The organism is Stenotrophomonas sp. C-A (genome assembly GCF_054030835.1).
The window spans coordinates 3,567,271-3,588,387 of record NZ_CM132916.1; the positions used below are offsets into that span (position 1 = coordinate 3,567,271).

A 21,117-nucleotide genomic window follows, 5' to 3' on the forward strand; every position below is an offset into this window, starting at 1 on the left:
GTAGGCTCGGCTCTACAGGGCCCGCGCCAGATTGCAGTTTCCTTGTAGAGCCGAGCCATGCTCGGCTCGGTGCCGGTCGGCAGCCGGCACTACCGTTTGGTGGATCAGGCCGCCAGTGAATCCAGGGCGGCTTCCAGTGCGTCCAGGTTCGGCAACAGCGCGCTCTGCTCACCCAGCAGCACGCGCATGTGCACGATCTGCGGCAGGGTTTCTTCTGAGGCGTCGGCCAGCAGGCCGTCGCGCGGCACCGAGATCAGCTGCGGGAAATTCTGCGTCAGCAGCGCATAGTAGGGGCGCTGTGCGTTGCCGCTCAGGGCCTTCAGCACCACCACTTTGTTGTGGCCGGCCACCGCCTCTTCGCCCAGCCCCGAAAGGCGTGCGAACGACACCAGCGGCACCTGCCAGCCGTGCCAGCCGATTTCGCCAACCAGCCAGCGTGGCGCATCGGAGACCGGCTGCACCGGCACGCGCGACATCATTTCGGCCACGGTGGCATTGGGCAGCAGAACGCGCTCGTTGCCGGCCTGGATCAGGACGCCGCGGATTTCGTCATTGCTGGCATAGCTCATGGTGCCTCTCCGTTATCGTCTTCCGAGCCCCAGCGCGAGGCGATGGCCTGCGCCAGTTCCTGTGGCTCACCCGCCACCATGCCAGCGGCGACCACCGCCGTGGCTGCGGCAGGGTCATAGCAGCCCTCGCCGACCTGCCCGGCCACCCAGGCGCCGGCGGCGGCCAGATCCAACGCCGGACCAACATGCGCAAGATCGGCACCGCTGAGCAGGACCAGCGCAGTGTGGTCAGCAGGCAGCGCGGCAATCGAAATACCCTGCGCGTCGCTGACGAAATGCAGACCGTCACTGGCTGCCTGCACGCCAATGTCATCGGCCAGCACGTGCACTTCACCGGGTGTTGCACGCTGGCCGGCTTCGGCCAGCTGCACCGGCAACGGCGACACGCGTGCCATCTGCTTGACCAGGTTGCCGTAGCGCCCGCCATCCAGGCGCATGTGCACCAGGACCGGCACGCTCAGCGAAGACGGCAGCGCGCCGAGCAGGCGACGCAACGCGTCCGGGCCACCGATGCCGGCCAGCACCAGCAGCGATCCGGCGCGTGCGCCCACGGGCGCTGCGGCATCCAGATCGACCAGGCTCAGATGACCGGTATCGAAGGAAGGCAGCGGTGCCTCCACTGCAGCGTGGTGCGGAGCGGCGGCCGGGGCATCGGCCCCATCCTCGACCAGCGACCAGGCGGTGTGGTCGAAGGAGACCGGCGGCAGGGGCGGTGCTGCGTGTGCGGTCTCTGCCAGCGACGGCAGTGCGGAGGTCTCCAGCGGCTCAGGCACGACCGGCTGCAACGCCGCCAGTGCCTGTTCCAGCGCGATCGGTTCGTGCAGCTGCGCGGGCGGAGAGTACAGGCTGTCAGCGGGGACCTCGTCGGCCCAGCTCAATGCCTGGTCCAGGTGCGGCTGCAGCGCTTCTTCCTGTGGCGCCGGCGGCGGTGCCGGGTGGCCCGGCTCCAGCTGCAGGCCGGGTTCTTCTTCGGCCCCGGGCGGCAACACCTGCTGGTGGCCATGCAGCTTGGCGGCCAGATGACGGCCCCAGCGCTGAGCCTCCCAACCATCACGACGTGCGGCCAGCTCGGCCTCGTCGAAGACCAGGGTCAGGCCCGGTGCGGACAGCACCGCTTCCAGGCGCTCCAATGCATCTTCGATGGCGGCTTCCAGCGCGATCACCACGAACTGCGGGCGCGCCTCCTGCAGGATCCGCACGTCCAGCGTATTGGGATCATCTTCCAGCACCAGCTGCACATCGGCGTGCGACAACGCCTCGCGCAGGCGCTCACGCGCCGCGCCGGGACGGGCCAGCAGGGCAACGGCCGGAGCCGTTTGGGTTTCACTCACGGACACGGGCGATCCCCAGCAGGTCGTACACGTTACGCATCAGGTCCAGTTCCTGGTACGGCTTGCCCAGGTAGCGCTGGACACCGATCTCGAAGGCGCGCTGGCGGTGCTTGTCACCACTGCGCGAAGTGATCATCACGATCGGCACGTCCCTGTAGCGCGGGTCGGCACGCATCGCGGTGGCGAGCTCGTAACCATCCATGCGCGGCATCTCGATATCCAGCAGCATCAGGTCGGGCACGCGCTCTTCCAGGCGCTCCAGCGCCTCCACGCCGTCGCGGGCAACGCTGACCTCGAAATTGTGGCGTTCGAGAATGCGGCCGGTGACCTTGCGCATGGTCAGCGAGTCGTCCACCACCATCACCAGCGGCACCTGGCGCTCCTGGCGCGGTGCGTTGGCCAGCACCGGCAGCGTCGGGTTGGCGAGGAAGCGGCGCACCAGCGGCGCCACGTCCAGGATCACCACCACGCGGCCATCGCCGGTGATGGTCGCGCCGTAGATGCCCGGCACCGATGCGATCTGCAGGCCGACCGGCTTGACCACGATTTCGCGGTTGCCCAGCACCTGGTCGATCGCCACGGCAGCACGCAGGTCGCCGGCGCGGACCAGCAGCAGCGGCACCTGGTCCTGGCCATCGGCACGCGCCGGGGCCTGCCCGACCAGGCTGCCAAGGTCGTACAGCGGATAGTCTTCGCCGCTGTAGCGGTAGCTGCTGTCGGCGGCTTCGAAGCGCTCGCGCGACAGGCGGCCGATACCACTGACCGAGGCCACCGGCACGGCGAAGGTGGTTTCGCCGATCTGCACGAACACCGCCTGGGTGACGGCCAGCGTCTGCGGCAGGCGCAAGGTGAAGCGCACGCCCTGGCCACGCACCGACTGGATGTCGACCGAGCCACCGAGCTGGCGCACTTCGTTGCGCACCACGTCCATGCCCACGCCGCGACCGGCCAGCTGGCTGACCCGGTCGGCGGTGGTGAAGCCGGAGGCGAAGATCAGGTTGTCCAGCTCCTGCTCGTTCGGCTGCGCATCGGCGGCCAGCAGGCCGCGGTCGATGGCGCGGCGGCGGATCGCTTCGCGGTCCAGGCCAGCGCCGTCGTCGGCCACTTCCAGCACGATTTCCGAGCCTTCGCGGTGCAGGCGGATGGCGATCTCGCCCTCCTCCGGTTTGCCGGCGGCGCGGCGCTGTTCCGGCGCTTCCAGGCCATGGGCCACGGAGTTGCGCAGCATGTGTTCCAGCGGCGCGACCATGCGGTCGAGGACGTTGCGGTCCAGTTCGCCGTGGGTACCTTCCAGGGTCAGGTGAACCTGCTTGCCGGTATCCATGCCGGACTGGCGGACCACGCGGCGCAGGCGCGGCACCAGGCCGTCGAACGGCACCATGCGCGCGCGCATCAGGCCATCCTGCAGCTCGGAGCTGACGCGCGATTGCTGCTGCAGCAGCGAATCGTACTGGCGCGACAGATCGTCAAGCACGCCCTGCAGGCCCCCCAGGTCGGCCGCCGACTCGTTCAGCGCACGGCTGAGCTGCTGCAGGGTGGAGAAGCGGTCCAGTTCCAGCGGATCGAATTTCTGGTCGGCTTGGTCCTGTTCGCGCTGGTAGCGGGCGACGATCTGCGCCTCGGTTTCCAGGTCGAGTCGGCGCAACTGGTCGCGCAGTCGCGCATTGGTGCGCTCCAGTTCGCCCATGGCACCACGGAAGGCACCCAGCTGCTGTTCAAGCCGCGAGCGGTAGATCGCCACTTCACCGGCATGGTTGACCAGGCGGTCGAGCAGGTCGGCGCGCACGCGCACCTGCTCCTGCTGCGGACGCGCCAGCGGATCTTCATCGACCACGCCTTCTGCCGGCAGCGGTGCCGACAACGGCGCATCGAGCAGTGCCGGAGCCGGGCTGGCGATCGGTGCCGAGTCGGTTTCTGCGACGCTCGCCACGTTGGCCGCCGCTGCCGCAGCGATATCGGTGGTGGTACGCACTTCGAACGCGTCGACCAGGTCCTGCGCCGGTTCCACCACGCGATGATCACCGGTGCGGGTGAGCAGCTGGTGCAGGCGATCGAAGCCACGCTCCAGCAGCTGCACATCACGGCGCTCGATCTCGGTGCGACCGGCGGCGACGGCTTCCAGCAGCGATTCGATGCTGTGGCCGAGATCGCCGATGGCGTTGATGCCGGCCATGCGCGCGCCCCCCTTGAGGGTGTGCAGGTCACGCTGCAGGCCGGCCAGCACCTCGCGATCCTGCGGTGCATCGCGCAGTTCGCTGATCAGGCCATCACAGTGGTCGAGCAGGTCCTTGCCTTCATCGACAAAGATATCGACCAGCTCGCGGTCGTACACGCTGAAGTCAAGTGCGTCGGCGCCGTCTTCGGCATCGGCCGCATCAGGCGCCTGCTCGAGGTGCGGCGCACGGGGCGTGACGTCGGCCTCTGCAATCTCGGCATCGGCGTCGGCATCGGCTTCAACCATGCCCTGGCCCGGCGCCTCTTCCATCTCGAAGAAGCGCACCGCAGCAGCGCTGCCCTGCGGGGCCTCCGCGGTGATCTCCTCAATCACCGTCGCCGGGGACGGCTGATCGGCGCTCTCTCCTTCACCGACCGCCGCCTCCCCGCCGACGTCCGCATCCTCGGCAAAGGCATCTGCCTCGCCCGGCGCGAGTTCGCTGGCCTGGAGGCCGATCACGGGCCATTGCCCGTCGTCGTCCAGGGTCTGCTCTTCCTCGATCACGTGCAGGCCGGCCTCGAGCGCGGCTGCCAGCATGACCGGTTCTGCAAAACCCGGCACAGCCATTTCATCCTGCAGGCTCGACAGCTCGCTGTCGAGTGGCAGTGCAGCAGCGTCGTCAATGACGCGGTCATCGCCACGGCCCGAATCAAATGACAGCGACGTATTCAGGTCGATCGCGTCAACATCCGCAGACACCGGCAGCTCTTCCGCGTCACGGTCATCCACCGGCAGCGCACTGGCGTCGAGGTACGGCGACAGATCGTCGGCCATGGTCAGATCAGCGTCTTCGACCGTCGCGATCGTGGGCACGGCATCTACGTCGGCCACTTCGACAACAGGCGCACTCTCGACCGGCTGGATCGATTCAATCGTGCCGATGTCCGCCACGGCAGGTTCATCTTCGCCTGGCACCGACGCCCAGCCGGCGTCGAAGTAACGCGAAAGATCGTCGCTGGCGGTCAGCTCGCCCACGTCCAGGCCGCTGTCGGCCGCGACATCCAGCGGCTGCGGCTCGGCTGCAGCTGGAACCGGTTCCAGCGCATCTTCGGCAAGCAGCTGCGGCTCGGCAATGAGATCGGGCGCCGCATCGAAAGCGGACGGCATGCCGGTTTCGTCCAGCGCGTCCAGCCCAGACAGCGGCGCTTCGGCTTCGGATGCCTGCTCGACATCAGCCGCCAGCTCGACGCCCTCCTCATCCTCGTCTTCCAGCGCGAACAGCGGCCAGCGTGCTTCCGGCAGCTCGCCGGCCAATGCCTGCAGCCGCTGCACCAACGCGCCCTGCGGAACAATGCGCGGCTGTTCGGCCTGCAGCGCCTCCATGGTCGCGGTGATCGCCTGCGCAGTCGCATCCAGTGCGGCAACGCCTTCGTCGCCAGGCACCACGTCGGCGGCCAGCGCGCGCTTGATGTAGGACTCGGCACCGCCGGTGACCGCCGTGATTTCCGGTACTTCGGTCATCGCGAAGGCGCCGTTCATGGTGTGCACTGCGCGCAGCAGCGCGTCGCTGACCGGCTGCGGTGCCTGCTGCGCCGAGCGCAGCCAGTCCTGCAGGGTGGCCTGGTGGACTTCCACTTCGGCTTCGAGGATCTCGCGCAGCACGCTGTCGATGTTGGCTGGCGTGCCCACGGCCTCGGGCACCGGCTCGGCTTCGTCCTGCACCGACGCGATGGCTTCGGCCGCCAGGATGCGGCTGATCTCGTCCTCGCCTTCGGCCACCGGTGCCACAGGCGCGGCCGCTACCGGCAGCGGCACGTAATAGGTTTCCTCACCGGCGCCGACACGATCGGCGATGGCCTGCATCGCCTGCAGGTCCACGCTGATGCGCTGGCCATGGCGCAGCGCGGCGTTCAGCTGCGGCAGCGCGGCATGTGCGCTATCGACCATCGCCAGCACGGCCGGAGTGGCCGGGCGGCTGCCATCAAGCACGCGGTTGAGCATGCCTTCGATCTTCCAGGCGAACTCACCCAGGGTGCGTGCACCGACCAGTCGGCCACTGCCCTTGAGGGTGTGGAAGATGCGCCGGATCGGCCGCAGCCGGTCCATGTTGTCCAGCTGCACACGCCATGTCGGCAGCAGCGTGCCAAGGTTGGCCAGCTCGTCGTCGAACTCTTCCAGGAACACCTCGCGGATGTCCTCGTCGATGTTCTCGGCATCGTCGTCGAAGCCCGCCTCGAAGCCGGCCTCGGTCCCAGCCACGACCGGGATGTCCGCAGCGGGCGGAGCCGCCATGGCCTGCGGATTGAAGTCGGCCGCCGCGGCGCTCAGCTCGGCAAAGAACTGCGCGTCGGCTTCGCTGAAATCGATGGGTGCGATGGTGTCGATATCAATCACCGACACCGCCGGTGCCGGTGCATCGGAGGCCGGCGCCAGCACCTCGGCCATCGGCGCGGGCACGTCCTCCGGCACATCCGCCGGAACGGCGTCCACTCCGGCAACCACAGGGCTTTCGTCTACCCGCAGGGGCGTGGCGGCATCGACGATCTCCAGCGACGGATGCAATCCGGCGTCGTCGTCCAGCGACAGCGTCTCCATCGCGTGCAGCGACAGCACGTCGTCGGCATTGTCCAGCGCATCGGCGTCGAAGCGGAATACCACGTCCTCACCGGCGGCAACCGCATCGTGCTCGGCAGCGACCGGGTCGAACACCGGCGCGGCAAAGTCAGCGGTGTCGAAGGGCACCGACGCTTCGACGTCGTCCTCGACAGCCATCACGGCCACATCGGCCACTGCCGGCGGCGTTGCCTCCGACAGTGTCCACTGCGGCGCCGATCCCACTCCGGTTTCGGCCCGTTCGAAACTGACCGGGTCGAAGCTGGCGAAGGTCGGACTGCGCTCGTCTTCGGCACTCGCGGCCGGATCGGAGTCGGAATGGAACGGTGCGAGATCCCATTGCGGCACGTCGGGTGCAGGCGCGCTGGAGGCGGCGAAGACCAAGGGCGCATCTGCGTCGTCCTGCAACGACAGCGGTGCGGATGCAGCGCTCCCCAGCGCACCGAACATCAAGCTGTTGTCCACCACCTCCGGTGCAGGCGTGGCCGGTGGCGGATCAAAGGTAAAGTCCGGCAGCGGCACCGGCACAGTGCCGGCGGCAGGCGCGGCCGGCTGCACCGGAATCTCGATGCGCTCCGGCTGCAACGGCTCGGCCTGCAGCGCGACCGGCTCGCGTTCGATCAGCAGCGATGCAAACGGAATCGGCGCGGCGGCAACCGGTTCCACCGCATTGCGGTCCGGCAACGGCCAATAGCGCAGCGCTTCAAGGCTGCTGCGGGTGATGTCGAGAATGTCCTCGCGGCCCGGGCGGCGGTCGCGCAGTGCTTCGAGGTAGTACTCCAGGCTGGCCATGGCATCGGCCAGGGTGTCCAGCTGACGGCCACTGGGCACGCGCTGGCGACCGATCAGCTCGGCTTCGATGTACTGCTGCACACCGCGCAGGTAATCGGCAGCCGTGCCCAGATCCAGCATGCGCAGCGCGCCGGAGACATCGCCCAGCAGGCGCGGCACGTCCTGCAGCTCGGCATGGTTCCAGCTGGTTTCAATGAACGCGACGAAGTGCTCACGCGCGGCGGCGAAGTTGGCGATGGCCTCATGCGCCAGCACTTCTACCGTGCGCCGGTTCTCCACCGCGCTCGGATCGTCCGCGCCACTGCCGCCGGCGCCCAGATGAGCAACCTGGTCATCCAGCGAGGCATCCACGTACAGCAGTGCCCCGGCGATATCCAGCAACAGGTTCTCGTCGATCTGCTGGCGCCCTTCGACCACGCCACGCAGTGCATCACGCTGCTGCACGACCACGCCACGGGCAACGCCCAGGCCCATCATGCCCAGCGTATCGGCCACCGCACCGAGCTCGTTGGCCTGGGTCTGCAGCTGCTCCGGCGCACCGCCGGTACGCAGGTGCAGGTCCAGCGCATCCTTGATGCGCAGCAGTTCTTCCTTCACTGCACTGCCCACGGTATCGAGCAGCTCGCGGTTGCGCCCGCTCAGACTGCCGCGGGCATGGTCCAGCTCGGCCTCGGTGGCGGTGACGCTGTCCGGTGCGAATGCCAGCAGTACGCTGTCATGCACGCCTTCTTCGCCACGTGCGGCACGGATCTCGTTGAGCAGCGGCATCAGCACGATCGGGATATCGCGATGCCCGTTCTGCAGGCGCTCCAGGTAGTCAGGCAGCAGCACGCTGCCACGCATCAGGGTCGCGCAGGCTTCATCCCGATCGGCCACACCCCCAGCGCCGATGGCATTGGCCAGCTGTTCAAGCTCCTCGGCCACCATCGCCGGGGCATACAGTTCGACCATGCGCAGGGTGCCCTGCACCTGGTGCAGGTAGCCGGCGCAGATGCGCATGCGGCTGGCATCGGCCGGGTCTTCCGCGTAGTACTCGACCTCGTTGCGTACCTGGCGCAGGGTCTCGTCCAGCTCAGGCTTGACCCAACCCAGCGCTGCGTGGCTCATCGCATCGCGCAGACTGCTCATGGACGCGCTCCGTTCGCCGCCGCGCGGAAGCCGCGCGAGTTCTGGCGTGGGAAATGGAAATGCTTCATCGACTGGTTCCTTGCTCGCCGCCCTGCCTGCGTCACGCCGGCAGCTTGAAGTCGGCGACCGAACGACGCAGGTCGGCCGCCAGCTGCGCGAGGTGGCCGATCGATTCGGCGGTCTGCCCGGCACCCTGCGAAGTCTGGCCGGTGATCTGCCGGATCACGCCCATGGTGCGGGTGATGTCCGAGGCCGCGGCGGACTGCTGCTGGGCGGCGATGGAGATGTTCTTGATGAGGGTGTTCAGTGCATTGGACACGCGTTCGATTTCGGTCAGCGCGGTGCCGGCGTCCTCGGCCAGGCGTGCACCGGACACCACTTCGGCGGTGGTCTGTTCCATCGAGGTGACCGCTTCGTTGGTATCGGCCTGAATGGCCTGCACCAGGTTCTCGATGCGTCGGGTCGCGCCGGAGGTACGTTCTGCCAGGCGCTGCACTTCGTCGGCCACGACCGCGAAGCCGCGGCCCGCTTCACCGGCCGACGCTGCCTGCACCGCAGCGTTCAACGCCAGGATGTTGGTCTGCTCGGAAATGTCGTTGATCAGTTCCACGATCGAGCCGATTTCCTGCGACGACTCGCCCAGGCGCTTGATGCGCTTGGAGGTTTCCTGGATCTGGTCGCGGATCTGGTCCATGCCCTGGATGGTCTCGCGCACCACGCCGGCACCCTCGGCGGCGATCACCACCGAGCGCTGTGCCACGTCGGCCGACTCAGCCGAGTTGCGCGACACCTGCTCGATGCTCGCCGCGATTTCGCCGATGCGGTCCGAGGCCGAGGTGATCTGGTTGGCTTGGTGGCCCGCCGCCTCTGCCAGCTGCATAGCGGTGGCCTGGGTTTCCTGGGTGGACAGCGCGACCTTGGCCGAGGTGTCGTTGATGGTGGTCACCAGGTGGCGCAGCTCGTCGACGGCGTAGTTGATCGCGTCGGCGATGGCGCCGGTCATGTCCTCGGTCACCGAGGCCTTCACTGTCAGGTCGCCCTCACCCAGCGAGGAAATTTCGTCCAGCAGCCGCATGATCGCCTGCTGGTTGCGGCTGTTGAACTCCACCTGGGTCTGGTAGCGCAGTTCCTGCTCGCGCGAGCGGCTGCGCACGTTGGTGGAGACGAAACCGATGATTGCAATCAGCGACAGCGCACCGGAGACCACGCCGATCCAGAAATTCGGGAACAGGCGGGTATCGGACACCGAACCGAACGAGGAGAACGCCTCGAACAGCTTGCGGCTGTCGTCCAGCATGTGCGCCGAACCCTGGCCCAGTGCGGTGGCCGCCGACTGCGCCGCGAACAGCTGGCGCGAGCTGGCCAGGATCGCGTCGGCGTCCTGCTTCATCGCTTCCCACTTCTGCTGCGACTGCTCCAGCGCGGCCACGGCGGCGGCACCGCGCACGGCGGTGATGCCCAGTTCCTCGTTGCCGTTGCGCAGGCCGTCGAGCACCTGCGAGAACACGGTGATGTCACGGGCCAGTGCGTCGCCCGAGGTGGCAGCGGCGCTGCCACCGGCACGCATTTCCGTCACGCGGCGGGCCATGGAGCCGGCCACCACCACCTGCTGCAGGGCGCTGTACACCTGCGACGACGGGGCGCCGGAAGCGGACATCGCACGCACCAGCTCGTTCAGCTGGGCCTGCAGCCCCGGCACGGCGCCGGTGAAGTTGTTGGCGTTGCCGGCCAGGGCCAGCACCGCCGGTTCACTGGCGACCAGCTGCCCGGCCTGCTTGCCCAGCGGCGCCCAGGTTTCGCCCAGGGTGGCGATCGCACCGGACACGCCCGGTTCCTTGCCGTAGCGCCCCTGCAGGGTCGACACGTTCTGTTCGATCGCGTTGCGGGTGGCCTTGAAGGCGGTGAACGCCTGCGCGTTGCCGCCCACCGCGTCACGGCCCTGGTTGGCCAGCTGCTGTGACAGCACCTGCAGGTCGGCCGCCTTGGAACCGGCATCGGCCAGGCGACTGCCCTGCCAGGTGGCGACGCCGGTGTTGACGCCGAACAGGATCATCGATGCCAGCAGCAGGAACAGCCAGAGGTTGCTGCCGCCCAGCCGCAGCTTGCCGGTCTTGGTGGCGTCCGAAGCAGTACTCATCGTTCAACCTCGATCTTCAATGCAGGGGGCGTTGCCCGGCCTCAGGCCGCGGCTTGCCGGAATTCAGGGGTACGCGACAGCAGCGAGAGCGAGAACACGCCCCAGTCGTGGCCGTCGGCGTGGAAGGCGCGATCGACGAAGTGGCCGTAACGCCCTTCGGCCAGCGTGCCGGCTTCGATCTGCTGGTCCAGTTCGAAACTGCGCTGGCCGAACAGTTCATCGATGGTCAGCGCGACGTCGCCGCCGGCCTGGCGCATGATCAGCACGCGCTGGCCTTCCTGCTGCACGGTACGCGTGCCTTCCAGGAAGTACTTCAGGTCGACCACCGGGAACAGGTTGCCGCGCAGGTTGCCCACGCCCAGCAGCCACGGCTGTGCGCACGGCACCGGGGTCACCGGCGGCATCGGCACGATTTCCACCACTTCGCGGAAATCGGACACCAGCCGGCGCTGGCCGACGCGGTAACCCACGCCACGCCAGAGGTCCTGGGCGAACTGCCGCTCGGGCAGCTGCACCGCGTGGGCCAGGCTGCGCCGTTCGTAGGCTTCGAGAATGTCGAAGGGCGAGCGCATCAGGCCACCAGTTCGTTGATCCGCGCGATCAGTTCATCCTCGCGCGGCGGCTTGACGATGTAATCGGCCGCGCCCTGGCGCAGGCCCCATGCCTTGTCGGTTTCCATCGCCTTGGTGCTGACGATGATCACCGGGATGTGCTTGATCGCTGCATCACGGGCCATCGCGCGGGTGGCCTGGAAGCCGCTCATGCCGGGCAGGACCACGTCCATCAGCACCAGCTGCGGCACCTGGTCGCGGACCAGCTGCAGTCCATCCTCGGCGTTGTCCGCTTCCAGCACCTCGTGGCCGGCACGGCGCAGCCACTGGGTGAACACCGCACGGTCGGTCGGTGAATCCTCGATCAGAACGATACGAGCCATTGTGCCTTTCCCCCCTGGTCAGGCGTTGACGTATGTGCGGATGGCACCCAGCAGTTCTTCACGCGTGAAAGGCTTCGTCAGGTACTGCTCCGAGCCGACGATGCGTCCCCGCGCCTTGTCGAACAGGCCATCCTTGGACGAGAGCATGATGACCGGGGTCGCCTTGAACAGCTGGTTGCCCTTGATCAGCGCACAGGTCTGGTACCCATCCAGGCGCGGCATCATGATGTCGACGAAGATGATCTGCGGTTGCTGGTCTGCGATCTTCGCAAGCGCTTCGAAGCCGTCGGTGGCGGTGACCACCTCGCAGCCTTCGCGCTTGAGCAGCGTTTCCGCAGTCCTGCGGATGGTCTTCGAATCATCGATGACCATCACCCGGAGTCCTGCGAGTTCCCCGCCCGCAGTCGTGTTTTCAGTCATTGCCTATCCCCAAGCGCACGGCCCGATCTCTGGCGGGGGCCGCTACGAAAGCGTATCTATATCGCACTTTCCGCGCCCGCTTCAAGGCCGCCCCATGGCGCGGGGCATGGCACCCTCCTGAACGTGACGGGTTTCGCAATGCGTGCGCGGGCGCCGGGCGGACGCTGCGTTGCAGTACGGCGGGGAGGCGCGCGGGCGGCGTTGCCGCTACCATCAACGCCTTGCCTGACAGGTGCGCCCATGCCGTTGAACGTCATCGTGGTGATGGATCCCATCGCCCACATCAAGATCGCCAAGGACACCACCTTCGCCATGCTGCTGGAAGCCCAGCGCCGCGGCCATGCCCTGCACTATGTGCGCCCGGGCGGCCTGGCTCTGGAGGGTGGCGTAGCGGTGGCCCAGACCGCCCCGCTGCAGGTGCGCGACGACCCGGCCGGCTGGTATGAGCTGGGCGCATTCAGCCGCACCGAATTCGGCCCCGGCCAGATCGTGCTGATGCGCAAGGACCCGCCGGTCGACGCCGAATACATCTATGACACCCAGGTGCTGGACGTGGCCGCAGCGGCCGGCGCCTGCGTGGTCAACAACCCGCAGGGCCTGCGCGACTACAACGAGAAGCTGGCCGCCCTGCTGTTCCCGCAATGCTGCCCGCCGACCCTGGTCAGCCGCGACGCCAAGGCGCTGAAGGCCTTTGCGCTGGAGCACGGCCAAGCCGTCCTGAAGCCGCTGGATGGCATGGGCGGCCGCTCGATCTTCCGCAGCGGCCAGGGCGACCCGAACCTGAACGTGATTCTGGAAACGCTGACCGACGGCGGCCACAGGATGGCACTGGCGCAGAAGTTCATTCCCGACATCACCGCCGGCGACAAGCGCATCCTGCTGGTCGATGGCGAACCGGTCGACTACTGCCTGGCGCGCATCCCGCAGGGGGACGAATTCCGCGGCAACCTCGCCGCCGGCGGCCGCGGCGAAGGCCGCCCGCTGAGCGAGCGCGACCGCTGGATCGCCGCCCAGGTCGGCCCGGAGATGAAGCGTCGTGGCATGCGCTTCGTCGGACTGGACGTGATCGGCGACTACCTGACCGAGGTCAACGTGACCAGCCCGACCTGCGTGCGCGAACTGGACGCCCAGTACGGCCTGAACATCGCTGGCACCCTGTTCGACGCACTCGAGGCCGGCCTGCGCTGATGCCTGCCGCACCTGCCGTCCTGCCCCCGCCGCCGCGCGAAGCGCAACGGCTGGGGGCGACCATCGCGCTGTCTGTGCTGGTCCACGCCCTGCTGATCCTGGGCGTGGGCTTTGCCGTGAAGGGCGATGCACCGCTGGTGCCGACGCTGGAAGTGATCTTCAGCCAGACCCGTACCGCGCTGACGCCGAAGCAGGCTGATTTCCTGGCCGCGGCCAACCAAGAAGGCGGTGGCGAGCACGACCGCGCACAGCGTCCACGCGACAACCAGGCCGGCATCGTCCCACAGGCCCAGTCCGGGCTGAGCCCGGTGCCGCAGCAGCAGCAATCGGCCGCGCCGGTTCCGCCGCCGCAGGCACGGGTGGTCAGCAGCCGCAATGGCGAAGAGGTGGTGGCGCAGGCACAGTCCCGCCCCACGCCGGATCAGCCCGAACCGGACGCACCGCTGAGCGCGCGCGAGCAGCGCGATGTGGAGATGGCGCGGTTGGCTGCCGAAGTGCATCTGCGCTCGGCGCAGTACGCCAAGCGCCCGAACCGCAAGTTCGTATCGGCCAGCACGCGCGAATATGCCTATGCCAATTACCTGCGCGCGTGGGTCGATCGCGCCGAGCGCGTAGGCAACCTGAATTACCCGGATGAGGCGCGGCAGCGCCGTCTCGGTGGCCAGGTGGTGATCAGCGTGGGCGTGCGCCGCGATGGCAGCGTGGAGAGCAGCCGGATCCTGCGTTCGAGCGGGACGCCGTTGCTGGATGAGGCGGCACTGCGGGTGGTGAAGCTGGCCCAGCCGTTCCCTCCGTTGCCGAAGACCGAAGACGAAATCGACATCCTGCAGGTCACCCGCACGTGGGTGTTCCTGCCTGGCGGCACCCTGCACGACGACCGGTAGGGTTTTGTTGCCCGGGCCTGCGGCCCGGGACCCGCAGAGGCAACGGCCACAGCCGAAGCAACAGCAGAAGCGGCGGCGGGGATGCTGAACCTGGCGGGGCGGTATGGGCTTGCAGGACACGCCGTAAACCCGTCCCTGGGGGCTCGATAGCGCCTTGCTCGTATGCGCCATCCTGCGCATACGGCAAGACCGGGGCGCTGGGCGTCCTGCCCAACCCGCCCGAGGCATGCCTCGGGCCCATGGCGCCAACGGTCCTGCAAGCCCACACCGCCCCACCTCCGACAGATCGCGGCGCATCATCGGTAGGTGTCGACCTTGGTCGACACACATCCACGCAACGCGTGGATGCGAGCGAAGCGACCCGCTTTTGACTTTGATTCTCTTTTTTGATTTTCCGTGGCGGACGCACACGGAAACTGTCCGTGGCCGGGCGGGTGGGCTGCGCAGGGGCGTGAGCCGCATGGATGCGGCGACCGAGCTTACATGGACGTACTTGCAGCGCCCCCTGCGCAGCCCACCCGCCCGGCCAACCCCACGAATCCGCGATCAGCGAGCCGCCACGAGGGGCTCAGCCGTTGGCCTTCGCCTTCGCCTCGCGCGCGGCCTGCTGCTCGACCAGGGTCAGTGCCACGTTGTCGCGCAGGTACGCCGGCTCGACCTTCTCCGGTGCGATCGCCTCGCCACGCGCGAACGCCGGCACTGCCAGTGCCAATACGTCCGACGCCCGCGGCAGCGCCGTGGCATCAAAGCCGCGTAGGCCGGTGCCCAGTTGGGTCACCAGTGCCCCTTCAGCTGCACCGAAACCGGTGCCGACACCGTAGGCCGACATCCCTTCCGGCAGCGCCACCGCAGCAGGTGCGCACACGCGTTCGGCATCACGCGCCACCGGCAGGCCGTCCACACGCTCGAAGCGGGCGACATACAGTTCGCCCATCCGTGCATCGATCGCCGACAGGATCTGCGTTTCTTCTGCCGGCGCCCGCAGCGCCAGCACCTGCAGCGTCGAGACCGGCAACAACGGCCGGTCCAGCGCCAGTGCGATGCCCTGGGCAATCGCGATCGCCAGGCGTACGCCGGTGAACGCACCGGGGCCGCGGCTGAGCGCGATGCCGTCCAGCTGGCGACGGCTGATGCCGGCCTCGGCCAGCAGCGCCTCGGCCCACGGCAGGCTCAGTTCGGCATGCCGGCGCGGGGCGATCTCGAAGCGTTCCAGCACCTGCCCATCGACATGCAGGGCAACGGAACAGGCTTCGGTGGCGGTTTCAAAGGCGAGCAGTTTCATCGGATCGGGTCAGAACAGGGGGAACGTGGCACCGGGCGCCGGCTCGGGGCCGGTCACAAAAGCGGTCGGGGCAGCCGCATCATCGGCCACGGGCGCCCATTGTGGCGTAAAGAAGGCCTGCACATCGGTCAGGTTGCGGGTACGGCGGAACGGCGGCAGCGAATCGAGGAAGACCCGGCCGTAGCCGCGGTTGAGCAGGCGCGGGTCGCACAACACCAGCACGCCACGGTCGCTCTCGCTGCGGATCAGGCGGCCGACGCCCTGTTTCAGCGCAATCACCGCCTGTGGCAGCTGCTCATCGCGGAACGGATTGCCGCCCTGGCTGCGGATCGCCTCCAGCCGCGCCTCGTACACCGGATCGTCCGGTGCCGCGAACGGCAGCTTGTCGATCATCACCACGCTCAGCGCCTCACCCACCACGTCCACGCCCTCGCGGAAACTGGCCGAGCCCAGCAGCACGCCATTGCCCGATTCGCGGAAGCGTTGCAGCAGCGTCGCGCGCGGGGCCTCGCCCTGCACGAACAACGGCCACGGCCCATCACGCAGTGCCTCGGCGGCCTCGCGCAATGCACGGTGCGAGGCGAACAACAGGAACGCCCTGCCCTGCGACGCCTGCAGCACCGGCCGAAGGGTCTGGATCAGCGCAGTGCCGAAGCCCCGCGCGGCCGGATCAGGCAGGCCCTCGGGCAGATAGCACAACGCCTGCTCCGGCCAGTTGAACGGGCTGGGCTGGACCAGCGTATGCGGATCGTCCAGGCCCAGGCGGGTGGCAATGTGATCGAAACCACCGCCCACGGTCAGTGTCGCCGAGGTAAAGATCCATGCGGCTCGGCTGCGTTCGCGATGCTCGCGCAATGGACCGGACACATCCATTGGCGTGCGCTGGCAGCGGAAACCACGCGGCGTGAGCTCGTACCAGAGCACATCGGCGGCGCTGGCGGTCTCCGCCGGATCGGTATCGAAATCGAGGGTGGGTTCGTCATCGCCCAGCCAGCGACTGAGCCGCGAGACCGCCTCGCGCGCCCGCGCATGGCAGGCATCCAGGCCCGCCGCGGCTTCGCGCAGCGGCTGCAGCGCCTGCTCCAGGGTCACCAGCCCCGCCATCACCGTATCGAACCCGTCGCGCACCTGTGGCATCGCCAGCGCGCGCCATTGCGTGCCACGCGGCGGCAATCCCTCCATCGCCGAACGCAGCGCCAGCAGCGCCTGCTGCAACTGGTCGACCGGTTCCTGCAGCGCCGACTGCGCGCCCCCGACTCCGCGCGCCTCGGCCAGGCAGTCGCGGCCCAGTTCCTGCCACGGACGCATGCCAAAACCTTCGCCGAAGAACTGCGCGGCCATCTCGGGCAGCTGGTGTGCCTCGTCGATGACAAAGGCCTGCGCCCCCGGCAGCAGCTCGCCGAAGCCGTCCTGCTTCAGTGCCAGGTCGGCCAACAGCAGGTGGTGGTTGACCACCACCACATCGGCGGCCTGCGCACGTTGCCGCGCGCGCACCACGAAGCAGTCATCCCAGAACGGGCAGTCGGTACCCAGGCAGTTGTCGACAGTGGACGTGACCATCGGCAGCAGCGGCGAATCATCGGCCAGGCCTTCCAGTTCGGCGATGTCACCGAACTCCGAACGACCGGACCAGGCCAGGATCCGCTGGAACTGCGCGGCCTGTTCGGGGCTGGAAAAACGCGGCTCGCCCCGCGCCTGCTGCAGGCGATAGCGGCACAGGTAGTTCGCACGTCCCTTCAGCAGCGCACTGCGCAGGCCGACACCGAGTGCCTGGCGCACCCGTGGCAGATCGCGGTGGTAGAGCTGGTCCTGCAGCGCGCGGGTACCGGTGGAGATGATGGTGCGCAACCCGGACAGCAGCACCGGCACCAGGTAGGCGAACGTCTTGCCGGTGCCGGTACCGGCCTCGGCCAGCAGCAGATCACGCTGCTGCAGCGCATCGGCGATGGCTTCGGTCAGGTGCAGCTGTGCCGGACGCGGGACGAATGCATCCAGGTGCGAGGCGAGCGCGCCGCCGTCGCTGAGGGCTTCGCGGCTGGCATGGACAAGGTCGGACATCAGAGGGAAAGGATACCCGGCCGGGCGCTGCCCGGCACCCGTTTCAAGCCAGGGCACCAGCAAAAGCAACGGCAACAGCTTGGTTCATGGCTCTGGGTTTCTACATGCTGGGCGGGTCGGGAGGGGCAGGCAGGACACGCCGTAAACCCATCCTTGGGGGCTCGATGGCGCCATCCATGGCGCCAACGGTCCTGCCTGCCCCTCCCGACCCGCCTTCGACAGTTTCCCGGTGACGGATGGACGTGCTTCGTGGCGTCGCGCTTGCTCGACTGGATTCAGAAGCGGTGGGTCGAACGGAAACAAGAAGGGGTCGGAGCCGTTTTCCTGCGGAAAACGGCTCCGACCCCACGGCGAGTGCGCGCAGCGCGCGACCCGCTTTTGATCTGTTTTTTTCTTTTCCGTGGCTGGACGCACACGGAAACTGTCAGGGGCAGGGCGGGTGGGCTGCGCAGGGGCGTGAGCCGCATGGATGCGGCGACCGAGCTTACATGGACGTACTTGCAGCGTCCCCTGCGCAGCCCCCCCGCCCGGCCCAATCACATGACCCGCATTTTGCGGCCAGCCACGAGGGGCTGCGCCGTTGGCTGGAAATTCAGTACCGCTTGATCCCCGGCACGGTGCAGCCTTCCAGCTGTGCATGCGCCGACACCGCATTTTCCTTCTCGCCCCGCGCCAGGCGCGACTGCTCGATCGTCGCCCAGTGCCGCCGGCACAACGGCCCCGTCTTCGAGCCCAGATCCACCGCCTTGCGCGCGAACGTCTCCGCCTGCGCCCACTGCCCCTGCAGCAGCGCCAGTTCGGCACGTTCCTGCAGCACCGCCGGGTCGCCGGCGACGATTTCCAGCGCGTGATCCAGGCTGCTGGCGGCACCGGCCAGGTCGTTCGCCTGGCGTTGCGCCTGCGCGGTCACCCGCAGGTCTTCCACCTGCGAATCACGCAGCGGCTGCACCGACAGCTCCTTGTCGTCCGGACCTGCGGCCGCATCCACCGCAGCCAGGCGCTGTGCCGGCGTAGTGGTATCGACCGGCTTGACCACCGGCGGCGCGCTGGTCACGCAGGCGGCCAGGGCCAGGCTGAGGCCCGTCAGGGCCAGGGGCTGCAGCAGGGATCGCATGTTCATCGGCATCATCGGCTCGGGGGAGGAGTGGCGGCGGCGGGCGCCGCGGCAGGTTCAGCAGGCGCTTCCGGCTTGCGGTCCAGGCCGAACCAGCTGCGCCAGCCACCGCCCTCGCCTTCGGCACCCTGCCCGTCCGGCGACACCGCCGGCGCGCACGGTGCATAGGCCGGTGCATAGCCCACCACGAACGGGAAACGACGCGCGCCCGGACAGCCTTCATCCGTGCTGTTGAGTCCGGTGGGCGCCACCGACTGCCAGTCCAGGCCCTTGTTGCTGACCCGCAGCGGAGCACTCGGCAGACGCTGGAAGATACCCGACCAGACCCGCATCGCGCCGGTGGCACCGTACAGGCCGGCCTGCTCGTTCTGGTCGTTGCCGATCCAGATCACCGCCAGATGATCGCCGGTGTAACCGGCGTACCAGCTGTCGCGGCCATCGTTGGTGGTACCGGTCTTGCCGGCCGGCTGCAGGCGGCCGAGGCCATCGGCGTTGAGCCGCTGCGCGGTGCCGCTGGCAACCACCTGCTGCAGGCCGACACTGATCAGGTTGGCGGCAATCGAGTCGCCTTCCTGGGCCGGTGCCGGGGTCTTGTCGTAACGCTTGAGCAGCTTGCCCTGCGGATCAAGCACGCCACGCACCGCATGCAGCGGCTGGATCTCGCCACCGGACGCGAGGAACTGGTACAGCTGTGCCATCGCGTACGGGCTCTGGTCGGTCGAGCCGAGGATCACCGCCGGGTTGGCCTCGGCCTTGATGCCGGCCAGTACGTGGATCAGCTGGGTCACGCGCTCGGGGCCGACCTGCATGCCAACGCGCACCGTGGCCTGGTTGTAGGAATGCGCCAGCGCGTCGATCAGGCGCACCGTACCGTGGCTGCGGTTGTCCGCGTTGCCGGGATTCCAGTTGCGGCCGCGGCCGAGCTGCACGGTCACCGGTGAATCATCGACCCAGCTGGCCAGCGAGTAGCGGTCCGGCTGCGCAAGCGCCAGCAGGTAGACGAACGGCTTCAGCAGCGAGCCGACCGGACGCTGTGCTTCGATCGCCCGATTGAAGCCGACCTCGGACACCTCACGGCTGCCGATCACCGCCAGCACATCACCGTTGTGCACGTCGGTCAGCACCATGCCGGCCTGCAGTTCGGGGCGGCGCTTGCTTTCCAGCGACTTGATGGTGCGGGTCACCGCGCCTTCGGCATAGGCCTGCGCGGACGGCGACATGCCGGTCATCACGCTCAGGCCCGCGCCCTGCAGCGCCGATTCCGGATAGTCATGGCCCAGCTGGCGGCGGACCAGATCGACATAGGCCGGGAAGCGGTTGGCGGCAACCAGGCCCGGCGTCTTGGGCACGCCCAGCGGGGCCTTCAACGCACGTTGGTACTCGGCGTCATCGATCAGCGTGGCCTCGTGCAGTTTGCCCAGCACGAAGTTGCGGCGATCCAACGCGCGTTCCGGATTGCGCCGCGGGTCGTAGAAGGACGGGCCTTTGACCAGGCCGATCAGCAACGCGATCTGCTCGGTCTCCAGCGACTGCAGGTCGCGGCCGAACCAGAACTCGGCGCCGGACGACATGCCATGGATCGCCTGGCTGCCACGCTGGCCCAGGTACACCTGGTTGAGATAGGCCTCGAAGATGGTGCGCTTGTCGTAGCGCGCTTCCATGATCAGCGCGTACAGCACTTCGTTGAACTTACGGGTAACCGTCTGTTCCTTGCCGATGCCGAGCAGGCCGCTGCGGGCCAGCTGCTGGGTCAGCGTCGAAGCGCCCTGGCGGCTCTGGCCACCGGAGCGGATGGTCACCCACACCGCGCGCGCGATGCCCGACAGGTCGATGCCGTGATGGCGGTTGAAGTCCTTGTCCTCCACCGCCTGCAGGCCGGTCACCAGCAGGTCCGGCGCCTCGTTCATGCGGATCAGGCGGCGTTCTTCCTGTTTCTGGCCGTACAGGGTGGCGATGCGGGCCGGGTCCAACCGTGCGGCCTTCAACGCCTTGCGGTTGTCGGCGTCACGCAGCGAGGCGACCGCACCATCGGCCAGCGACAGCTCGAGCCGGCGCGGGGCAACCCGGCCATCGACGTCGTTGTAGCCGCGGCTGGAGATGACGAAGCGCCCGCCGTTCACCGCATAGGTGGCCGGCTCCTTGCCCTGGCCGTCATCGCGGTAGGCGGAGGCGGCCAGCTCGGTCTTCAGCGTGGACGCATCCATCGCCTTGCCGGGGGTGAGCACCAGCGGGCGCGCATAGACACGCGTCGGGATCTGCCAGCGCAGTTCGCCGAAACGCTGGGTCACCTGCTGGTTCAGGTACAGCGTATAGGGAATGAGGAAACCCAATCCCAACGCGACCGCAGCCATGCTCCAGGTGATCAGGCGCCGCCGCCACAGCGGGCCGTTGTCCTGCTGGTCGTCGTCGTCGAAATCGTCGATGTCGTCGGAATCGTAGCGTCGGGGCACGGGAATGCGAGAATGTAGGGTCTGGCGAGTCTACCCCAGCCGCTGCGGCTGGCGGATTCTCC

13 protein-coding genes are annotated in these 21,117 nt (G+C 68.1%); 2 read left to right on the top strand and 11 right to left on the bottom strand.

Annotation, left to right across the window (positions count from 1 at the left end; all coding sequences use genetic code 11):
- Nucleotides 1-104 precede the first annotated feature (104 nt).
- The 7 genes from ACW5IY_RS16740 to pilG all read right to left on the bottom strand — a co-directional run bounded on the left by ACW5IY_RS16740 (nucleotide 105) and on the right by pilG (nucleotide 12,079).
- On the bottom strand, nucleotides 105-569 hold the full coding sequence (locus ACW5IY_RS16740; RefSeq protein WP_010482710.1) for a chemotaxis protein CheW: 465 nt from the start codon (nucleotides 567-569) through the stop codon (nucleotides 105-107).
- Entirely contained in the window at nucleotides 566-1,906 is a 1,341-nt protein-coding gene (locus tag ACW5IY_RS16745) for a chemotaxis protein CheB (RefSeq protein WP_049436815.1), read from the bottom strand. The genes ACW5IY_RS16740 and ACW5IY_RS16745 overlap by 4 nt, the downstream gene beginning before the upstream one ends.
- Nucleotides 1,893-8,588: an Hpt domain-containing protein gene (locus ACW5IY_RS16750; protein WP_049436814.1), complete on the bottom strand. Its 6,696-nt coding sequence runs from the start codon at nucleotides 8,586-8,588 to the stop codon at nucleotides 1,893-1,895. The genes ACW5IY_RS16745 and ACW5IY_RS16750 overlap by 14 nt, the downstream gene beginning before the upstream one ends.
- Nucleotides 8,589-8,688: 100 nt before the next feature.
- Nucleotides 8,689-10,725: a methyl-accepting chemotaxis protein gene (locus tag ACW5IY_RS16755; protein ID WP_010482706.1), complete on the bottom strand. Its 2,037-nt coding sequence runs from the start codon at nucleotides 10,723-10,725 to the stop codon at nucleotides 8,689-8,691.
- Nucleotides 10,726-10,766: 41 nt separating this feature from the next.
- Nucleotides 10,767-11,297 carry a chemotaxis protein CheW gene (locus ACW5IY_RS16760; RefSeq protein WP_010482705.1) on the bottom strand — a complete coding sequence of 177 codons (531 nt, stop codon included), beginning with the start codon at nucleotides 11,295-11,297 and terminating at the stop codon, nucleotides 10,767-10,769.
- Nucleotides 11,297-11,659 (bottom strand): response regulator, encoded by a 363-nt coding sequence (locus tag ACW5IY_RS16765; RefSeq protein ID WP_005410717.1) that lies wholly within the window; start codon nucleotides 11,657-11,659, stop codon nucleotides 11,297-11,299. The genes ACW5IY_RS16760 and ACW5IY_RS16765 overlap by 1 nt, the downstream gene beginning before the upstream one ends.
- An 18-nt stretch (nucleotides 11,660-11,677) precedes the next feature.
- Nucleotides 11,678-12,079 (bottom strand): twitching motility response regulator PilG, encoded by a 402-nt coding sequence (pilG, locus tag ACW5IY_RS16770; protein WP_005418455.1) that lies wholly within the window; start codon nucleotides 12,077-12,079, stop codon nucleotides 11,678-11,680.
- A gap of 240 nt (nucleotides 12,080-12,319) precedes the next feature.
- Between pilG and gshB the strand changes: the two genes are divergently transcribed.
- The gene (gene gshB, locus ACW5IY_RS16775; RefSeq protein ID WP_012511876.1) at nucleotides 12,320-13,267 is read left to right on the top strand and encodes a glutathione synthase; all 948 of its coding nucleotides are present in this window, start codon (nucleotides 12,320-12,322) and stop codon (nucleotides 13,265-13,267) included.
- Nucleotides 13,267-14,151, top strand: coding sequence for an energy transducer TonB family protein (locus tag ACW5IY_RS16780; protein ID WP_049436813.1), 885 nt, complete (start codon nucleotides 13,267-13,269; stop codon nucleotides 14,149-14,151). The genes gshB and ACW5IY_RS16780 overlap by 1 nt, the downstream gene beginning before the upstream one ends.
- Before the next feature lie 568 nt (nucleotides 14,152-14,719).
- Here the strand turns inward: ACW5IY_RS16780 and tsaB are convergent.
- The 4 genes from tsaB to mrcB all read right to left on the bottom strand — a co-directional run bounded on the left by tsaB (nucleotide 14,720) and on the right by mrcB (nucleotide 21,055).
- Nucleotides 14,720-15,433, bottom strand: a complete 714-nt coding sequence (tsaB, locus tag ACW5IY_RS16785; RefSeq protein ID WP_049433679.1) for a tRNA (adenosine(37)-N6)-threonylcarbamoyltransferase complex dimerization subunit type 1 TsaB — start codon at nucleotides 15,431-15,433, stop codon at nucleotides 14,720-14,722.
- Nucleotides 15,434-15,442: 9 nt separating this feature from the next.
- Nucleotides 15,443-17,491, bottom strand: a complete 2,049-nt coding sequence (locus ACW5IY_RS16790) for an ATP-dependent DNA helicase (protein ID WP_049433680.1) — start codon at nucleotides 17,489-17,491, stop codon at nucleotides 15,443-15,445.
- A 592-nt stretch (nucleotides 17,492-18,083) separates the two neighbouring features.
- Nucleotides 18,084-18,620, bottom strand: a complete 537-nt coding sequence (locus ACW5IY_RS16795) for a hypothetical protein (protein ID WP_049430084.1) — start codon at nucleotides 18,618-18,620, stop codon at nucleotides 18,084-18,086.
- Nucleotides 18,617-21,055 carry a penicillin-binding protein 1B gene (gene mrcB / locus ACW5IY_RS16800; RefSeq protein ID WP_049435374.1) on the bottom strand — a complete coding sequence of 813 codons (2,439 nt, stop codon included), beginning with the start codon at nucleotides 21,053-21,055 and terminating at the stop codon, nucleotides 18,617-18,619. Before mrcB ends, ACW5IY_RS16795 begins: the two co-directional genes overlap by 4 nt.
- Nucleotides 21,056-21,117: the final 62 nt, after the last annotated feature.